The sequence below is a fragment of the Shuttleworthella sp. genome, assembly GCF_057251025.1.
Map to the genome: position 1 here is coordinate 1 of NZ_DBHIDN010000027.1, position 16,112 is coordinate 16,112.

The 16,112-nt window shown below is 52.9% G+C and carries 15 protein-coding genes; all 15 read right to left on the reverse strand.

Going from position 1 to position 16,112, the window contains the following annotated elements; all coding sequences use genetic code 11:
- Nucleotides 1-146: 146 nt before the first annotated feature.
- Nucleotides 147-884: a tRNA threonylcarbamoyladenosine dehydratase gene (locus tag ACO5R6_RS06680; RefSeq protein WP_485626412.1), complete on the reverse strand. Its 738-nt coding sequence runs from the start codon at nucleotides 882-884 to the stop codon at nucleotides 147-149.
- A gap of 106 nt (nucleotides 885-990) precedes the next feature.
- Complete coding sequence (locus ACO5R6_RS06685) at nucleotides 991-2,886, reverse strand: bifunctional homocysteine S-methyltransferase/methylenetetrahydrofolate reductase (protein WP_485626413.1); 1,896 nt, start codon at nucleotides 2,884-2,886, stop codon at nucleotides 991-993.
- Between the two features lie 21 nt (nucleotides 2,887-2,907).
- Nucleotides 2,908-5,406, reverse strand: coding sequence for a homocysteine S-methyltransferase family protein (locus ACO5R6_RS06690; RefSeq protein WP_485626414.1), 2,499 nt, complete (start codon nucleotides 5,404-5,406; stop codon nucleotides 2,908-2,910).
- Nucleotides 5,396-6,070 carry a vitamin B12 dependent-methionine synthase activation domain-containing protein gene (locus ACO5R6_RS06695; protein ID WP_485626415.1) on the reverse strand — a complete coding sequence of 225 codons (675 nt, stop codon included), beginning with the start codon at nucleotides 6,068-6,070 and terminating at the stop codon, nucleotides 5,396-5,398. The genes ACO5R6_RS06690 and ACO5R6_RS06695 overlap by 11 nt, the downstream gene beginning before the upstream one ends.
- A 229-nt stretch (nucleotides 6,071-6,299) precedes the next feature.
- Nucleotides 6,300-8,243 (reverse strand): glycerophosphodiester phosphodiesterase family protein, encoded by a 1,944-nt coding sequence (locus tag ACO5R6_RS06700; RefSeq protein ID WP_485626416.1) that lies wholly within the window; start codon nucleotides 8,241-8,243, stop codon nucleotides 6,300-6,302.
- Nucleotides 8,244-8,284: 41 nt separating this feature from the next.
- Complete coding sequence (locus ACO5R6_RS06705) at nucleotides 8,285-9,322, reverse strand: hypothetical protein (protein WP_485626417.1); 1,038 nt, start codon at nucleotides 9,320-9,322, stop codon at nucleotides 8,285-8,287.
- An 81-nt stretch (nucleotides 9,323-9,403) separates the two neighbouring features.
- Entirely contained in the window at nucleotides 9,404-10,183 is a 780-nt protein-coding gene (locus tag ACO5R6_RS06710; protein WP_485626418.1) for a ZIP family metal transporter, read from the reverse strand.
- Between the two features lie 123 nt (nucleotides 10,184-10,306).
- Entirely contained in the window at nucleotides 10,307-10,744 is a 438-nt protein-coding gene (locus ACO5R6_RS06715) for a cytidine deaminase (RefSeq protein ID WP_485626419.1), read from the reverse strand.
- A gap of 51 nt (nucleotides 10,745-10,795) precedes the next feature.
- Nucleotides 10,796-11,461 (reverse strand): methylated-DNA--[protein]-cysteine S-methyltransferase, encoded by a 666-nt coding sequence (locus tag ACO5R6_RS06720; protein WP_485626420.1) that lies wholly within the window; start codon nucleotides 11,459-11,461, stop codon nucleotides 10,796-10,798.
- Nucleotides 11,462-11,697: 236 nt separating this feature from the next.
- A complete protein-coding gene (locus ACO5R6_RS06725) occupies nucleotides 11,698-12,012 on the reverse strand; it encodes a YbjQ family protein (protein WP_485626421.1) in 315 nt (104 codons plus the stop codon).
- A 99-nt stretch (nucleotides 12,013-12,111) separates the two neighbouring features.
- Nucleotides 12,112-12,507: a NifB/NifX family molybdenum-iron cluster-binding protein gene (locus ACO5R6_RS06730; RefSeq protein ID WP_485626422.1), complete on the reverse strand. Its 396-nt coding sequence runs from the start codon at nucleotides 12,505-12,507 to the stop codon at nucleotides 12,112-12,114.
- A 140-nt stretch (nucleotides 12,508-12,647) separates the two neighbouring features.
- A complete protein-coding gene (locus ACO5R6_RS06735; protein WP_485626423.1) occupies nucleotides 12,648-13,571 on the reverse strand; it encodes a nitrous oxide-stimulated promoter family protein in 924 nt (307 codons plus the stop codon).
- 43 nt (nucleotides 13,572-13,614) lie between these two features.
- Nucleotides 13,615-14,091: a flavodoxin gene (locus tag ACO5R6_RS06740; protein ID WP_485626424.1), complete on the reverse strand. Its 477-nt coding sequence runs from the start codon at nucleotides 14,089-14,091 to the stop codon at nucleotides 13,615-13,617.
- Between the two features lie 320 nt (nucleotides 14,092-14,411).
- Nucleotides 14,412-14,648 (reverse strand): hypothetical protein, encoded by a 237-nt coding sequence (locus tag ACO5R6_RS06745; protein WP_485626425.1) that lies wholly within the window; start codon nucleotides 14,646-14,648, stop codon nucleotides 14,412-14,414.
- Nucleotides 14,649-14,652: 4 nt separating this feature from the next.
- Entirely contained in the window at nucleotides 14,653-16,071 is a 1,419-nt protein-coding gene (locus tag ACO5R6_RS06750; RefSeq protein ID WP_485626426.1) for a hypothetical protein, read from the reverse strand.
- Nucleotides 16,072-16,112: the final 41 nt, after the last annotated feature.

Consider the following 16,112-nt stretch of genomic DNA (forward strand, 5'->3'; position numbering starts at 1 on the left):
CTTTCACCTTCTTTCTGACGGAACCCTACACTTAGATCATACAGGAAGCTCCTTTCCATGAAATCGCTGCTCCCCATTCGAGCTCTGCAACTGATCCAAAAAGCATTTGCATATCTAACGGGGTGAACGTTTGTCACTCTTTTTTTCTAGGACTCGCTTTTCTTGCTTTTCTCGATTTTCTCCGTACCAATCAGGTCTCTTACCACTTCCCCGGCCAGAAGCAGGCCTGCCGCCGCCGGGACAAAGGCGGTCGATCCGGGTACGGGTCTTGCTCCTGTCCCATCCCGGACCACAGGCCGAATCGGTTCTTCCTCGGAATAGACCACCTTGCAGGACCCGATCCCCCGCTTTCTGCACTCTCTTCGCATGACCCTGGCCAGGGGGTCCACCCGGGTCTCTTCGATATCCGCGATCCGAAGGAGGTCCGGCCGCGTCTTGTTGCCGGTCCCCATGGAGGATATGACGGGCACGCCGCAGCGCTTGGCCCGGGCAATGATCTCAAGCTTGGCGGTAACGGTGTCCACCGCGTCTACGATATAATCATAATCATTGAAGCAGAAGCGGTCTGCCGTCTCGGGCAGGTAGAAGCAGGGAAAGGCCTCCGGCTGAGCCTTCGGATTGATGTCCAGGATCCTCTCCAGCATGGCATCCACCTTATAGCGGCCAAGGCTCGCGTGTGTCGCTATGATCTGCCGGTTCAGATTGGAGAGGCTTATGACGTCGCTGTCGACTAAGGCAAGACGCGATACGCCGGACCTGGCCAGGGCCTCGGCCGCATAGCCTCCGACCCCTCCGATCCCGAAGATGATGACTCTTGCGGCATATAATTTCTTCATTCCCTCCCGGCCGTAGAGGAGGCATGTCCTCTGAAATTGATCTTGCATATGAATCCTGCCGGCCTCCTTTCTTAAACTGATCAAATAACGCCTGTCCATCTTCTCCCGGAGTAGAGTCCGATCATCCTCTCACGAAAATTCAAGGCGCTTCTCTCTAGCCCCTCCCCGGCAACCGGTCAATGATCCGCCGGATCAGATAGGACCGCATGAAGGGAGTCACCAGATAGTAACCGTCCACGGCATCATGCATCTGCCCGGCGACCTCCAGGGAGGACTCCACCGCGATCTCTTCGCATGCTTCCCGATCCTTGCCCGAGAAACGGAGAATCAGGTCTTCCGGCACATCGATTCCCGATACCTCCGACTGCATAAAGCGGCCGTTTCGCTCGCTGATGACCGGAATCATCCCGCCCAGGATCTTGACCTTGGGATGGGACCTGCGCAGGACATCCGAGGCCCTGCAGATATTCTCAATCGCCCTTTTTGTCAGAGCCGGCTGGGTCAGGAAGCCGACCGCCCCGGCCTCTATCTTCTGCTTCGCTCTCTCCAGCTCGATCTCGAAATTCTTCGCATTGACATTCAGAGCCCCGTAGATGTGCATGGGGCTCGGGAAGACCCCCTCCTCCCGGCCCAGGGCCTGGATATAGGCCATGAGCTTGCGGGAGTTGAACTGATATACGGTCTTGACCTCATCCCTCTGGGCACTCGGAATCGGATCTCCGGTAATCACCAGAACATTCCGGATGCCCTGGGCGTAGTTGCCGAGAAGCAGGCTCTTGGTCGCATTGATATTCCGGTCCCGACAGGTCAGATGGGGAAGGGCGTCCAGGCCCAGACTCTGCCGGACCATCCCGGCCACCAGAGAGGAGTCCATGCGGGCCTTGGCAATCGGGTTGTCGGCAATGGTGATAATATCCGCTCCCGCCTCCTTCAGGCTCCTGGCTGCATCCATGAACTTGGATGTGTCACATCCCCTGGGAGAATCCAGTTCCACCGCAACCACTTTCTTCCCGGACAGGAGCTTCTGATAGAAGGCATCCTGATCCGGGACCGAAGCCCTCTCTTCTATATCTTCTATTATATATTTTGCATCCGGCGGCCGGCGGCTCCATATGCTCTTCGCCTTGTCCCTGCCGGATTGCATCCCATTCGCATCGGCTTCGGACTGTGCCCGGAGCCGGTCTGCCAGAAGCCGGATGTGCTCAGGCCTGGTCCCGCAACAGCCGCCCACCATGACGACTCCCTCCCGGGCGTCTTCCGCCAGGATTTTCGCGAAATAGTCCGCCTTGCCCTCGAAGACCGTCCGGTAGCCCCGCACGACCGGATAGCCGGCATTGGGCATCACAAGCAGGGGCTTGCCCGGGTCCGAGAGCCCGCGAATTAAGTGATCCATGTGCCGGACAGAGGACATGCAGTTGAGACCCACCGCATCGACCGCATCCTCTTGCGCGGCCTCATGAATCATATCCCTGTAATTGCAGCCCTCCTTGCTGAACCCGTCGGGCATCACCGCAAAGGAGCTGATCAGATAGGCCTCAGGACACCGGTCCTTCAGATAGCGGGCCGCTGCCAGGGCCGCCCCGGCCTCGGGCAGGGTCTCGAGGAGAAAGCATCCGGCTCCGGCCGCAAGAAATGAATCTATGGCCCCGCAGTAGGCCCGGATCCGGTCCTCCTCCTCATCCCCGGGCGCCGGTCCCAGGTCGGCGAAGATGAAGTAGTCGTCTTCCTTATCCTCCATCTTCCTCTCGCTCAGGTAATCCGCCAGGGCCTGCTTGGCCAGGGCCATGCCAGAAGCGATCTGGGCATGGGCCTCGACGGCATCCTCCTCCGGACCGCGGGGATAAGCCAGAAAGCTGTTGGTCTTGATGGCATGGGCACCGGCAGACAGATATTCCCTGTGGATTTCCATGACCCGGTCCGGTCGTGACAGGTTCAGGCTCTCTAAGGAATACATCTCCTCCCTGGTCGGGTGATATTTCTCCGTGTAGTAAGTCCCGAAAGCCCCGTCAAAGAGAAGGGTGTGGTGCTTCAGGTATTCTCTGATCCGCATAGATATCGTCCCCTTTGCCTCTTAGGCCTCGCCCAGGACCTTGTGGGCGATCTCCACGGACTCTCTGGCGTCGTCCGCATAGTAGTCCGCCCCCATCTCTCTGGCGTATTCACGGGTTAAGACCGCGCCCCCGACCCAGATCCTGGTCTTGGGAGAGGCCTGGTGAAGCTTGTCGATGGTCTCCTGCATGGCCGGAAGCGTCGTCGTCATAAGGGCAGAGAGGCCCACCAGTCTGACATCCTCCGAGACCACTGTATCGACCACCTTCTCCGCCGGGACATCGCGGCCCAGGTCAAGTACCTTGTAGCCGTAGTTCTCGAGGATGACCTTGACAATGTTCTTTCCGATGTCGTGAATATCTCCCCTGACCGTACAGACCACAATCTTCTTCGCGTCAGAGGCGGCAGTCCCATCCCCCTTGGCGGCAATCCGGTCCTTGATGACATCAAAACCGGCCGAGGCCGCATTGGCTGCGTTGATCAGCTGGGGCAGGAAAAGCTTCTGCTTCTCGTACAGGTTCCCCACCAGGTCAAGGGCAGGAATCAGGTAGCGGTTGATCAGATCGACCTCTATAGCCCCTCCCCGCAGGGCATCCTCTACAAGTCTCCTGGTCTCCTGTTTCAGCCCCTTCAAGACTGCCTGGTCGATGGCCCTCTTTATGGGGTCAGTCTCCTGCCCGGCCGCCGGATCCTTGCCGCCCTCATATGCTATGCCACTGCCGGTCCCGGCTTCCGGGCCCTTGCCGCTCTCCCCTCTTATGCCGGTTTCGGCCGGCAAGCCCTTCCTGCTCTCCTGTCTCCCTGCGAAGCGCTCAATGTAGCTCATGCAGGATTGGTCCTCGCCGGACAGGGCCTTAAAGGAAGCCACCGCATCCATCAGGGAGAGGCTGTTGGGGTTGATGATGGGGAAATCCAGACCGCAGTACATGGCCTGGATGAGGAAATTCTCCGTGACATGTCCCCTGGCAGGCAGACCGAAGGAAATATTGCTGACCCCAAGCGCCGTGTGCAGATGCAGCTTGCGGCTGATCCGATAGACAGCCTCAAGCGTCTCTTTGGCCTGGTCCTGCTGGGCGCTGACCGTCAGGGTCAGAGCATCAATGATAATGTCATCCGCGTCCATTCCGGCTGCCAGGCACCGGTCCTTGATATAGGCCGCCTTCTCGAAGCGCTCCGCGGCTGTCCTTGGAATTCCTCCCTCGTCCAGGGCCAGTCCGATCACAGCCGCCCCGTATTTCCGGGCAATCGGCAAGATAGCTGCCAGCTTGGCATCATCGGCGTTGACAGAATTGATGATGGCCTTGCCGGCATAGATGCGCAGGGCCGCCTCAATGACCTTCGGATCCGAGGAGTCAATCTGCAGGGGAATGGACACAACGCCCTGCAGGGCCCGAACCACCTCTTGCATGAGTTCTCTCTCATCGGCGCCCGGCAGGCCCACATTGACATCAAGCAGGTCAGCGCCGGCCTCTTCCTCATCCAGGGCGATCTTGCAGACATACTCCATGTCGTGCTCGCGCAGGGCCTCCTGAAAGCGCTTCTTTCCTGTAGGATTTAGGCGCTCGCCGATGACCCGGACCCCTCCGAATTCACAGACATTGGTTGTAGAGCAGATACCCTTCCTGATCTTGGCCGCATCAGTAGCGGAAGCAATCCCTCCTGGCTCTCTCCAGCCGGAGCAAAAGCCCGCCTCTTGCAGCCGGTCCGTAAGGGCCCGGATATAGGCCGGGTTCGTCCCGCAGCAGCCGCCCAGGATGCGGACTCCAAGCCCGGTATATTCTCTCATCTGCCGGCCGAAATCCTCGGCAGACAGGTTATAGGCTCCCGTCCTTGGGTCTGGCAGACCTGCATTGGGCTTTACGATGATCGGAAGTTTCGTCCACTCGCGCAGGTCTCTGACCAGGGGAAGGATCTCCGCCGGCCCCAGGGAGCAGTTGATCCCGATGGCCTCTACCCCCAGTCCGGTTAAGGTCAGGGCCATGGACGGGATGGTTGTTCCCGTGAAGGTCCTCCCCGACGGTTCGAAGGTCATCGTCGTCCAGACCGGCAGGGGGGTATTCTCCCTGGCAGCCAGAACCAGGGCCTTGATGTCCATCAGATCTGTGAAGGTCTCTCCCACGATCAGGTCTGCTCCTGCCTCATAGCCGAAGACCACAGCCTCCCGATAGACCTCATAGGCCTCCTCAAAGGAAAGGGTCCCCAGGGGCTCCAGGAGCTCCCCGATCGGTCCCAGATCCAGGGCCAGCTTCACCTTATCTCCGGCGGCTCTTCTGGCCGCTCCGACTGCGGAGAAGATGGCCTCTCGCGTGTCAATCGGGCAGCCCGAGAGTTTGCGGCGGTTGGCTCCGAAGGTATTGGTGTAGATCAGATTGCTCCCCGCCGCAATGTATTCCCTGTGTATCCGCTCGATGATCTCTGGGTGTTCACAGCCGAAGACCTCAGGGTGTTGACCGGCTGGCATACCTGCCGCCTGGAGCATGGTCCCCATTCCCCCGTCTAATACAATGATCTTATTGTCCACAGGTCACTCCATTCTTCCGAAAACGGCAGGAACGCTTCATATTACAGGTCAGGCAGGATCTCCTGGTCCCGGCTCCGGGCTGATCCAGAACCCCGATGATGGCCGTCACGGATTTCCTTGGAATCATAATCCCGGAGGAGCTGACGGAAAGACCGATCCGCCGGGTCTCCATAAGGGCTGCGAAAGAGGGATTGATCTCGATGGGAAGATCTCCGTAGCCGGGGGAGAAGCGATAGGTCAAAGACTTCCCCTTCTCCTGATACTGGGCGCGAAGCCCCGCGTCGATGCTGTCACAGACCGCCTCAATCAAGGTCGAGGCGCAGGAATCCATGATCAGGGCGTCAGCCATATTCCTGACCTGGGTCTTTCGCAAGAGATTGTCGATCCCGCTCCCCAGGGTTACCGCCAGGCAGATGACCTCCTCACAGCCCTCCAGATGACGCCGGATGTCATCTCCGGTCAGAAAGCCAAGTTCCGGAGGATAGGCTTCCTTGTCATCCCTGCCGAAGATCTTCATTAGATAGCGAGGATCTGCGGCCCGATTCACCTGCTCCATACATTCATCGACCTGCCGGATCATCTCCGGTGGCAGGTCCTGCCCGCGGTACTCCAGATAGCGGAGGACCTCAGACCGGTCCTCCGGTCCCAGTGTCAGTTTATCCATCCCAATCTCCCGTCTGTCTGCCCGGAATACAGGGTCTCATCCTTCCGTCGTCCCCTTCTCTGCTTCCATCGTCCCCTCCCATGCCCCGACCCAGTACCTGCGTGTAAAAGGCATTACACCGCGTTTCCGGCGGGTACGGGCGGCTCCTATTCTAGCAGACGAAGGAGGGCAAAAAAGCCTGGCCGATCTGCCCCTCACCTCAAGTCTCCTCAAGTCTCCCGACCGCTTCTTATCTGCCCCGTAAGATCCCCCCCACTTTGATGGGCTGGGAGATATTGACCCCGAAGAGCTGATAGCGGGACAGGTAGTCTATGACTCGCTCCGTATCAGACCTGGCCTCGAGGCCCTTCTCCACATCCATGCACATAGAGACATTGTCTGTGATCACAGCATCCGCGTCAGAGTCAATAAAACGGCGCGCCGAATCCGGCGTGTTCACCGTCCATACAAGCACCTTCTTGCCCGCGCTGTGAATGGTATTGATCGCCCCCTCTGTGGCGGCCTCTTCTTCCATGATCATATCGTCGCAATCTAAGGCCGCCTTGTCCCCAAAGGAGAAGTAGTAAATATAGCCGGTCTCAATCTCCGGGTAGGAGCGGAAGACATGAGACACCAGTCCGTATTTGAGGGAGGTGATCACGCACTGATCCGTCATCTTCTTGTCCCGGATCATGCGGGCGACATCGTCTGCCATCTTGCGATCCGCCGTCGGTCCCTTCAGCTCCAAATAGAGTTTTCCCTTCCCCTTGGCGTAATCCAGAAGTTCCTCCAGAGATGGGGGGTGCTGGTCGGACCGCTTTCCTGCGGGATCTATGATCCGAAGCGCCTGAATCTCCTCCCAGGTCATATCGGACACTCTCCGGTCGACCCCGCAGGTTCTGGCGAAGCTCGTGTCATGATTGATCACATAGACCCCGTCCTTGGACCTCTGGATATCGGTCTCATAGCCATAGGCGGACTGGCCCGAAGCCCTGTCGAGTCCCTGAAGCGAGTTCTCCGGTCCTGCATCCCCGCCGAGCCGGTGGGCTATGATCTGCGTGTCCGTCTTGGCCGGAAAGAGCTCATCGAAGAAGACCGTCCCCAAAAAGGAGAGAAAGAGCATGGCTCCAGCCATCCAGAGGGCCCAGATCCGAAAGGGAATGAGCCAGCGATTTCTTCTCTCATGCTCGAAGAAGATCTCCTCCTCCGCCTCCAGATTCATGAAAATTCTGGTGATCTCCAGGGCCTCCATGGCCGGGAAGGACAAAGACAAAAGGATCAGAACGACAAAGCCACCTCCATAGACGATAATAAAGAGAAAGCGGCTCAAATAACGCGGAAGACCGGTGATGGAGGCCACAAGTATGCCAGCAAGGCCGACGGCAACAGACAGAAGCAGGAGCAGGACTAAGAGCTGCAGGGTGAATACCAGAAGCCTCTTTGCGATCGGCTTCCACTTCCTCCGGATGGTCTGATGGGACAGGATCGTCGCCTCATGCGCCGTCTTGCCCGCCACAAGGACATAGGGAAAGGCCAGGGTATTTCTCACCCCGAAGAAGATGAGGAAGGCCATAATTGCCGCATAGATGAACATGTAGCGGGGAGTGACCCGGATCGCGTCCACCACGAAACTCGGAATATAGTAATGCTTGGTCAAGGTCAGGTTGAAGCCGACTCCCAGAAAGGGAGCACCCAGCGCGACATAGAGGCAGAGCAGGATCCCGTGCCGGTTGACAAATTTGGGGATTGAGGCGAAGGTCTCCATCAAGAGGGAGAACATCTGAACCTTCTCCTTGCGCAGGAGCTTACCTGACAGGAGGAAGCTTCCGTTGATATCAACAGACATGGCAAAGAAGAAAGCCAGGAAGGTCAGCAGGATAATCAGCCAGCCCTGCCAGGTTCTGAAGAGGAAGCGATAGTCTCCGCTTGTCACAGCGACACGGCCGGTCGAATAGATCAAAAGCATTCCCAGTTTGCGCAGGCAAAAGATGACCGCCTGAAGGATGACAAAGGCAATCAGCTTATACTCCAGGAGCTGGGGAACAACCCGAAGATAGGCCGAGAAATGCTGTTTCTTCTTCCGAACCCTCTTCTCTACTTCTGCGGAGAGATCCGTCCCCGAAGACCGATCTGCCTCTGAAGCATTTTTCCTGTCTGCATCCCGTTTGCTTTTCTCTCTTATAAACTCAAACATACCTTTTCCCAATGGGCTTCTTACATGCCATAAGATCCGCCCTACTCCCAAATCGTGTGCTGGCAGAAGATAAAATAGGATTCAGGGCTTCCGTCCTCACAAAATCTGCCCTCAATGGTATACCTCGGAAAGAGGACATAGTCCCCATTCTGCATGGAAATCCTGATGACTCCGTTTCCCACATGACTGGCGGCATCTGCCGCATGGAGGTGAAAGAAGGTCTCAAGAGAATGCCCCTGATAATCTTCCATTGTATAATCGGCCACCTTTCTTCCCTGGACTGCCAGCGCATTCCACCCATCATCGGTCGATCGGATGCGGTAGGAAGTAATCCGACAGTCTTTCAGAGCCGCCTCATCTCCCCAGCCCGGCGTCAGGTTGACAATGCCATAAGTCCTGCCCTCTCTCATCACGACAAGAGACGCGCCATAGTACCGGTGATCCTTCCTCTCATTTCGAATCGAATCATCCGCTTCTCTCTTGGCCCCGCCGGAACAGTCCTGGAATGTGTAACCTTCTGCCAGGAGGTCCGATCCCCGGGAGACGCCCAGCACATAATCCCTGTCTGCCAGCTGAAAATGCACCGGATTCGCCGGAAAGCCGATTATGGAAAAAGTCAGCATCCAGTGAAAACAGGTAAAAAGACACATGCCCCAGACCGCTTTGGATGAGGCATACAAATGACCTGAATCGCTGCGTCTGATCAGACCCAGGATCAGTCGCAAGACTCCGAGAACGAGCCAGGTTATGACAAGGATGAAAAACTCCGACTTAAGACAGATGTAGGTCGCCTGCAGGAGTGTTCTCCCCTGCCGGATCAGATAGGCGGCCAGGACCAGGTTGGCCAGAATGGGCGCACAGATAATGAAGGTCGCCTCTTTGGCAGCGCAGGAATCAACCAGGTCTTCCGTGTAATCGATTCCTCGCCCCTTGGCAGCATGTCCGATCTTATAGAACCAGCCGGGCAGGTCCTCATCTCTTCTTACAGCAAAGATCAGGCGAAAATAGAGATAGAAACTGAAGATCAGGCTGATTATGGTAAGCAGCAGAAAGACTACCGCGACGATTGTAAATTTCACAGTCTCACTCCTTCATGACAAGTCTGCCCGGATTCACGCTCGAATACCCCTGCGCAGATATTTTCCTTCTTTTATTTTCGGTCAACCGAAACGAATATCCAATATCATCATCAGCACAAAGCCCAGAGAGAAAGCGAGAGTTCCAAGGTTTGAATGTCTGCCCTCCGACATCTCCGGGATCAATTCCTCCACCACAACATAGATCATGGCTCCGGCCGCAAAACTAAGCATATATGGCATAATCGGGACCACAGTCCCCGCCGCTGCGATGGTGATCAAGCCGGCGACAGGCTCCACCAGTCCGGAGAGGGTCCCGTAGATGAAGGTCTTTGTCTTATTCATTCCCTCTGCCCGAAGCGGCATAGCGACAATGGCCCCCTCCGGGAAGTTCTGAATCGCAATCCCTATGGCCAGGGCCAGGGCAGCCGCCGCTGAGATCTTGTCATCTCCATAGAGCCAGCCGGCATAGACTACCCCCACCGCCATTCCCTCGGGGATATTATGGAGGGTCACGGCGAGAATCAGCTTCGTCGTGCGCTTCAGGCCCGTCTTCGGCCCCTCGTCGACATGGTCCATGTGCATGTGCGGCGTTACGTAGTCCAACAGGAGCAGAAACAGGACGCCGACCATAAAGCCGAGCGCCGCCGGAAAAAAGGCCAGCTTCCCGAGTCCCTGGGACTGTTCAATGGCCGGAGCCAGAAGACTCCAGAAACTGGCAGCTGTCATAACTCCCGCCGCAAAACCAGTCAGGACCTTCTGCAGGCGGTCCGTGATGGTTCCCCGCAGAATAAATACCATGGCTGCACCGGCAGTGGTTCCGATAAATGGGATCAAGAGTCCCTTGGCCAGTTCAAAATTCACCCGTCCACCTTCACTTTCTTCATCCTTTTGTCCGTCCGCCTATCTTCTGGGATCCGTCCGGCGACAGGCTCTGATCCGTCCGCCTATCTCCTGTCATCCGGCGGCAAGTTCTGATCCATCCGCCTATCTCCTGTCATCCGACGGCACATGATCCTCCGGCTCCAGGTGAAAGCCGTGCGCGAAGAGGTCCTCCAGGGAACAGACCTGATAATCTGTCCCGGAACGGGCTACCAGTACCTGTAGATGCTCGTCCGCAAATTCACTCAGGACCTGCCGGCATATCCCACAGGGCCAGGCATAGTCTAAGGCATCTCCCTCTCTTCCGCCCACAATCGCAATCGCCTGAAAGTGCCTGGATCCATCGGCGACCGCGGCAAAGGCAGCCGTTCGCTCGGCGCAGTTGCTTGCCCCGTAGGAGGCATTCTCCACATTGCAGCCGGTGTATAGTTTGCCGTCCGCCAGGAGGGCCGCACCGACCTTATAGCCGGAGTATGGGGCGTAGGCCCTCTCTCTGGCCGCAAGCGCCAGGTCAATCAGCCGGCCTGCTTCAGTTTCCGTCATCGCAAGTCTCCCAATCCTCTTATCGTCTCCGCATTTGATTCCCGTCAGTCTTCATTTGGCCGGTACCGACCCCTGCCAGTCTGATTCACCCTCCGTCCGGATTCCGTACTTCTTCAGATCGACCCTGCCGTCTCTCACCAGAACCCCTTCTTCCATAAGAAGTCCGGCCTGCTTCCCGGCTCCGCCGAAGGCAAACTCCCCGGCCAGTTCTCCCCTGGAGTTCACCACGCGATAGCAGGGAATATGAAGCGGGTCCGGATTCTTGTGTAAGGCATTTCCGACGGCACGGGCCATCTTGGGATTGCCGGCCATCTCTGCCACCTGTCCATAGGTCGCCACCCGTCCCTTGGGGATCCTCTTGACCGCTTCATAGATTCGTCTGGACGGGGAATCGGTTACCAGGTCGTAACTCTCGGCAATCATCCGCTTGATCTCCCGATCGGGAATGCTTCCGTCCAGGCGGATCGTGTTCCAGTGGTCCTTATTCTGATGCCAGCCCGGGAGAACTGACGCATAGGCATTCCTCCAGAAATCGCGCCAGGCCGGGTCCACCTTGACATTGATCTGAACCAGTCCCTCTCTCTCATAGATGATAAGGAAAGTCTTCTTCGTCTCCTTGATCCGGATCAGCTGCCAGTCACCCTTGGAGAATGGCCGGTCCTCGTAGGACCCACGAAAGGTCAGACCGTATTTCAGAGCATCTTCTCTCGTCCTCATCTGACAGCAGCCCCCTCATCTTGTCCTCTTCTGTCATCTCACATAGTATTCTCTTTGACTGTCTTTGTCTAACATTTCAGACACCCCCGGAAAATAAATCCAAAAAGAGAGCCGGCTCTCATATTCCAGGCTGAAAAGGGACACACGCCCGGAATATGATGGTCAGCTCTTGCTGTTTTCTATTCGCTTATCGGATGTTCTGGGACAATGAACTCGTTAAAGAGTTATCGGATGATTTACTCCCTAAATTTCACGGCAGTGCCATAGACCATGATCTCGGCTGCGCTCTGCATGATTGAGGAGGACGCATAGCGCACTCCGACAACCGCATCCGCGCCGAGCCCCTCTGCCTCTGCGATCATCCTGCTGTTGGCCTTGTCTCTCGCCTCTTCCATCATCTTGTTGTAGTTCTTGAGCTCTCCTCCGACCAGGGTCTTGAAGCCGGCTCCGATGTCCTTAAAGGCATTGACGGTCTGAATGGTGGACCCCTTGACCATACCGAGGATGGTGAACTCTCTGCCTGAAATGGTCTCTGTTGTTGTCAGAAGCATATTTTCCTCCTTTATCTGATCCTTTGATTCTCCGGCTGACAAGCATTTGATATCTGATATCCCTTTCTTTGGTCGAGACATAGATCCCCCTGCGGGAAATCAGGCTCCGTGTCCCCCGCAAGCGCCGCTGTGGCATTCATGCCCCTCGCCGTGTTCATGGTCATGGTGCTTGCAGGCTGTGTCCGGATCATAATCAAGCTCGTTCGCAAGAAGCCTCTTCACTGCCTCTTCCGGGACACCGGACACCCCGGGGTAGAGCGCAATACCGGTTGCCGCAAGAGCATTCCTTGCTCCCATTCCGATCCCGCCGCAGATCAAACTGTCAACTTGCGCTTCCTTTAGGAAACCGGCAAGCGCTCCGTGACTGGCGCCATTGGTTCCCACCAGCTGCCGGCCGATCACTTCCCCGTCCTTCACATCATAGATCTCAAACTGCTCGGTTCGTCCGAAGTGCTGACCGATTCCGCCATTCTCATAGGTAACCGCGATTCTCATCTGATTCCTCCCGATGGCACTGCTTGCGCCATAACTCGTACCCTGTCTCTTGGTTTCTAATCCATCATATCATTTCAGGAAATATCTGTCAGCTTCCGGGTCGCTTCCGGTCCCGTCTCGATGGGTTTTCAACCTGATCTTCATGCACGGTCCTCTCTGATGCACTCCGCATACAGTAAGCTGATCCGCCCCCTGATCTTCCGGCTCATGGTGATTCTCCACCCGTTTGACTCGAGAAATTGCAGATACTCTCCTGCCGTCCACTGATGTTCAAACCGCACTCCCGCAATGCGAAGTATCCCGGCCCAGATGCAGCTTAACCCCGTCTTCCTGTGTTCTACGAAATTCGGCGCGATCAGGACTCCGCCCGGCCGAAGGACACGGTCAATCTCCCGCAAAACCTTTTCGGGATCGGGAACAATGTGCAGGGCATTGGCAATCACCACCACATCAAAGGAGTCATCCGGGTAAGGGAGGTCCATCGCGTCCGCGACTTCAAATCTTAACTTTCTCGAGTATCTGCCCTTCTTCGCCTCCGAGATCATTCCGTCCGAATAGTCTGTTGCGATCATTTTCCTGGCGGCTGGAGCTACGTGCTTCGCCAGAAGCCCCGGTCCAGTAGCGATCTCAAGCACTTCCCGGCCACGAATCCGCTTCGGAATGCGGGTGTACATGTACTCATAGCTCTTATGATCTGCCCGCATGACACACTTGTAGATCGGCGCATACAGATCCCATACTTTCTTTTCGCGCTTGCTTCCCATCAGATGGCGTAGTGCCATGACCGGATGATGGAAGATCATCCTCGGGCCGGACCATCGCATCAGCTCCCGGATTTTCTCCCGCATGTCGGGCCTGTAGCAGTGCACCTTGCACTTGGAGCAGAAGGTCTTTTCCTCTATGAAGGGACAGTGATCGATCCGCTGCCAGGCGTAAGCAAGAAGGCGCTCGCAATCCGGGCACCGTGTCCCTCTTTTTGTTTTGTGTTGTTTATTGCAGTAGAGGGTGATCATTTCCCTAATCATCCTCTTCTCCCGCTCCCGTTTGGTCTCTATCTCTGTCATGAAATCCTCTTTCTGCCCATCGTAAAGGTCTCAGACGGGCCGTTCATATTCGTCCAGTCTCCTTTCCCGCGATCTCGCGCAGCCAGGCATCGACATCCTGTTGCTTCCTCCTGGAAGTATAGAAATAATCTGTAATCTCAGCGTCAGGAAGTAGCTCTCTGAGCGTTTCGAGCGAGCTTGCCTTCCCGTTTGCCCCCGCGGTAGCAAAGGGAATGATTCTCTTCTTTCCCAGCTTGGATCCCTTGATATACTCCTGCAGGAAGGATGGAAGGGTCCCGTACCAGACGGGAAATCCTATAAAAACCGTATCGTATGCGCTGAAGTCGCCGGGCTTCGTCTTCAAGGCAGGGGATTCTTTCCTGCGAATTTCCCCTCCGACACGGATCACCGCAGAGAGATAGTTCCCATATGCTTTTTGGGGTTCAACAGAATACACTTCGGCGTCAAATTCCGCAGCAATCTTATCCGCGATAGCCTTGGTCTTGCCCGATTTTGAATAATAAATAACGGCTGCTTTCATAGATCCCTCCTTAGATAAAATCTGATATAAGCTACCTTTATTTTAAACCATTTTTATACCGAAAATTGTAATAACAAGTTGAACATTACCAGCTAAATAGTTCCATCAGGCCGCACAAAAGTAAATCCTGTCCAGTTCGGCCTCGAAGAGTTCATCCGGTGTTCGGTATCCGAGAAGTTTCCGCGACAACCCGTTACACCAGAGTTCGACCTGAGCTATCTACTCATCGGAATATCTGTCGATTGCATACTATCGGTAGGTAATCCCTAAAATTGTCGCTTACCTGAGAAGCCCTACATTTTTTTGCCTAAATCAATAAATCATCCTTCATCAGTATTAAAAAGTGCTTCAACTGTTTCCGAAATTTCTGAAATTAATGTTTTTATAGAATTCGCTTCTTCTTCTGAATATTGATCGTCAACATCTGCTTCTTCAATTTTTTTATCCTTAAATATATGCCTTATCATTTCTATATAATCGAATTCTAATTCATTTCCATCTTGAGTAATTATTTTTACATAATCATTATCTTCTTCTTTATAAAATTTTAATTTCATTCAATTATACCTCCTTATATGATCTTAAATTATATTTCTTTACTCGTTTTTTTATCGAAGGCTTCCCCCCGTCTGTTAATTCAGCAATCCAATCCAGTGTTTTTTTACCTTTTATTTCTGATTCCAAAGGTGCAGAATTAATATATAATTTTTCTCCATCATTTTCACATATTATTAAATTTTGAGCATCTCCTAACATCGGGATTGTGGCATTATGTGAAACTAAAATAACTTGTTTATCTTCTTTAATTTTTTTAATCATTTCAATCAAATCACGATTAATATAATTAGTTGCTAAATTGTCTTCAGGTTGATCAATGATTATTGGTGCAAAATTTTCTTCATATCCTAAAATTAAATCCAAAATTACCGCTGATTTCCAACCAGGACTTAAAGTTTGATAATCCTTTCCATCCTTTGTTATAATGCGATACTCTTTTTTATTAGTATTTTCAATGGACTTATATACTTTATTTGCTAAGTCTGAATGTGAATTGACTTTTGGCCTCTGTGAAAACTTATTTTTCTCAAGCGTAGACGGAATTAATTCATTAAAATTGTTTAATCTATTTTCATTAGTTAAACATCTGTTAATAGAGTCTACCAATTCATCTTCTGTAAGTTTAAATGAATTTTTAATACTTAAAGTATGACCAGCAACAACTAGTTCTTTTGTTTCAAAAGTAACATCAAATTTCGATAGCCCCACTTTTGCATAATAAAAATCTTTAAAGGCTTTTATTGAATCGTGTATATAGTTAAGCAGTTTCTCTCTGTCATTTTTTATTTGTGTGACTTTTCTGTCGTTTTCAATATGCTTTTTATTAATGTACTCCAATGATTCAGAGATTTTATCCACCACAGCATCATTTATTTTAGAAATCAAAACCAATTCGTCTAATGCTTTGTTTAATACATTCACTTCACTATCTTTGCCACTTATTATAGGATGGTTATTAAATAGCATTTTAATATTTTCGAGTGTTATTTTATACTCTTCTATTTTTGTTATAGATATAGACAAATTATCTTTAACATCTTCATTTGGCTTTATCTTTTCAATTGCATTTTCTTTTATTATCTCATTTGTAATAAGAAAATTTGGTGCTTTGATATGTGAAAAATCATCCTTAAGTTTTTCAAGTTTTTCAGCACTATCTACTAAAGTATTGATTAATTCTTTTAATTTTTTTAAACTATTTCTTATACTATCTATAGTTTCTTTTTCCTCTGGAAAAACTTTATCTATTATTGGTATTTCTCCCAAATCATTTTCACTATCTTTTATTATTGACATAATAAAATTTTGACTAATGTAATAGGGACTAACTCCTGTTGGATTTTCTATTGCAATATTTTTTACATCAAAATCATTATATTTTGATTCTTTAAAATCTTTTTTAGTTCCTGAGTTATAGGACAAAACGTGTTGATGAAAACCCCTTCAAAGCCTTGTAAATAGAG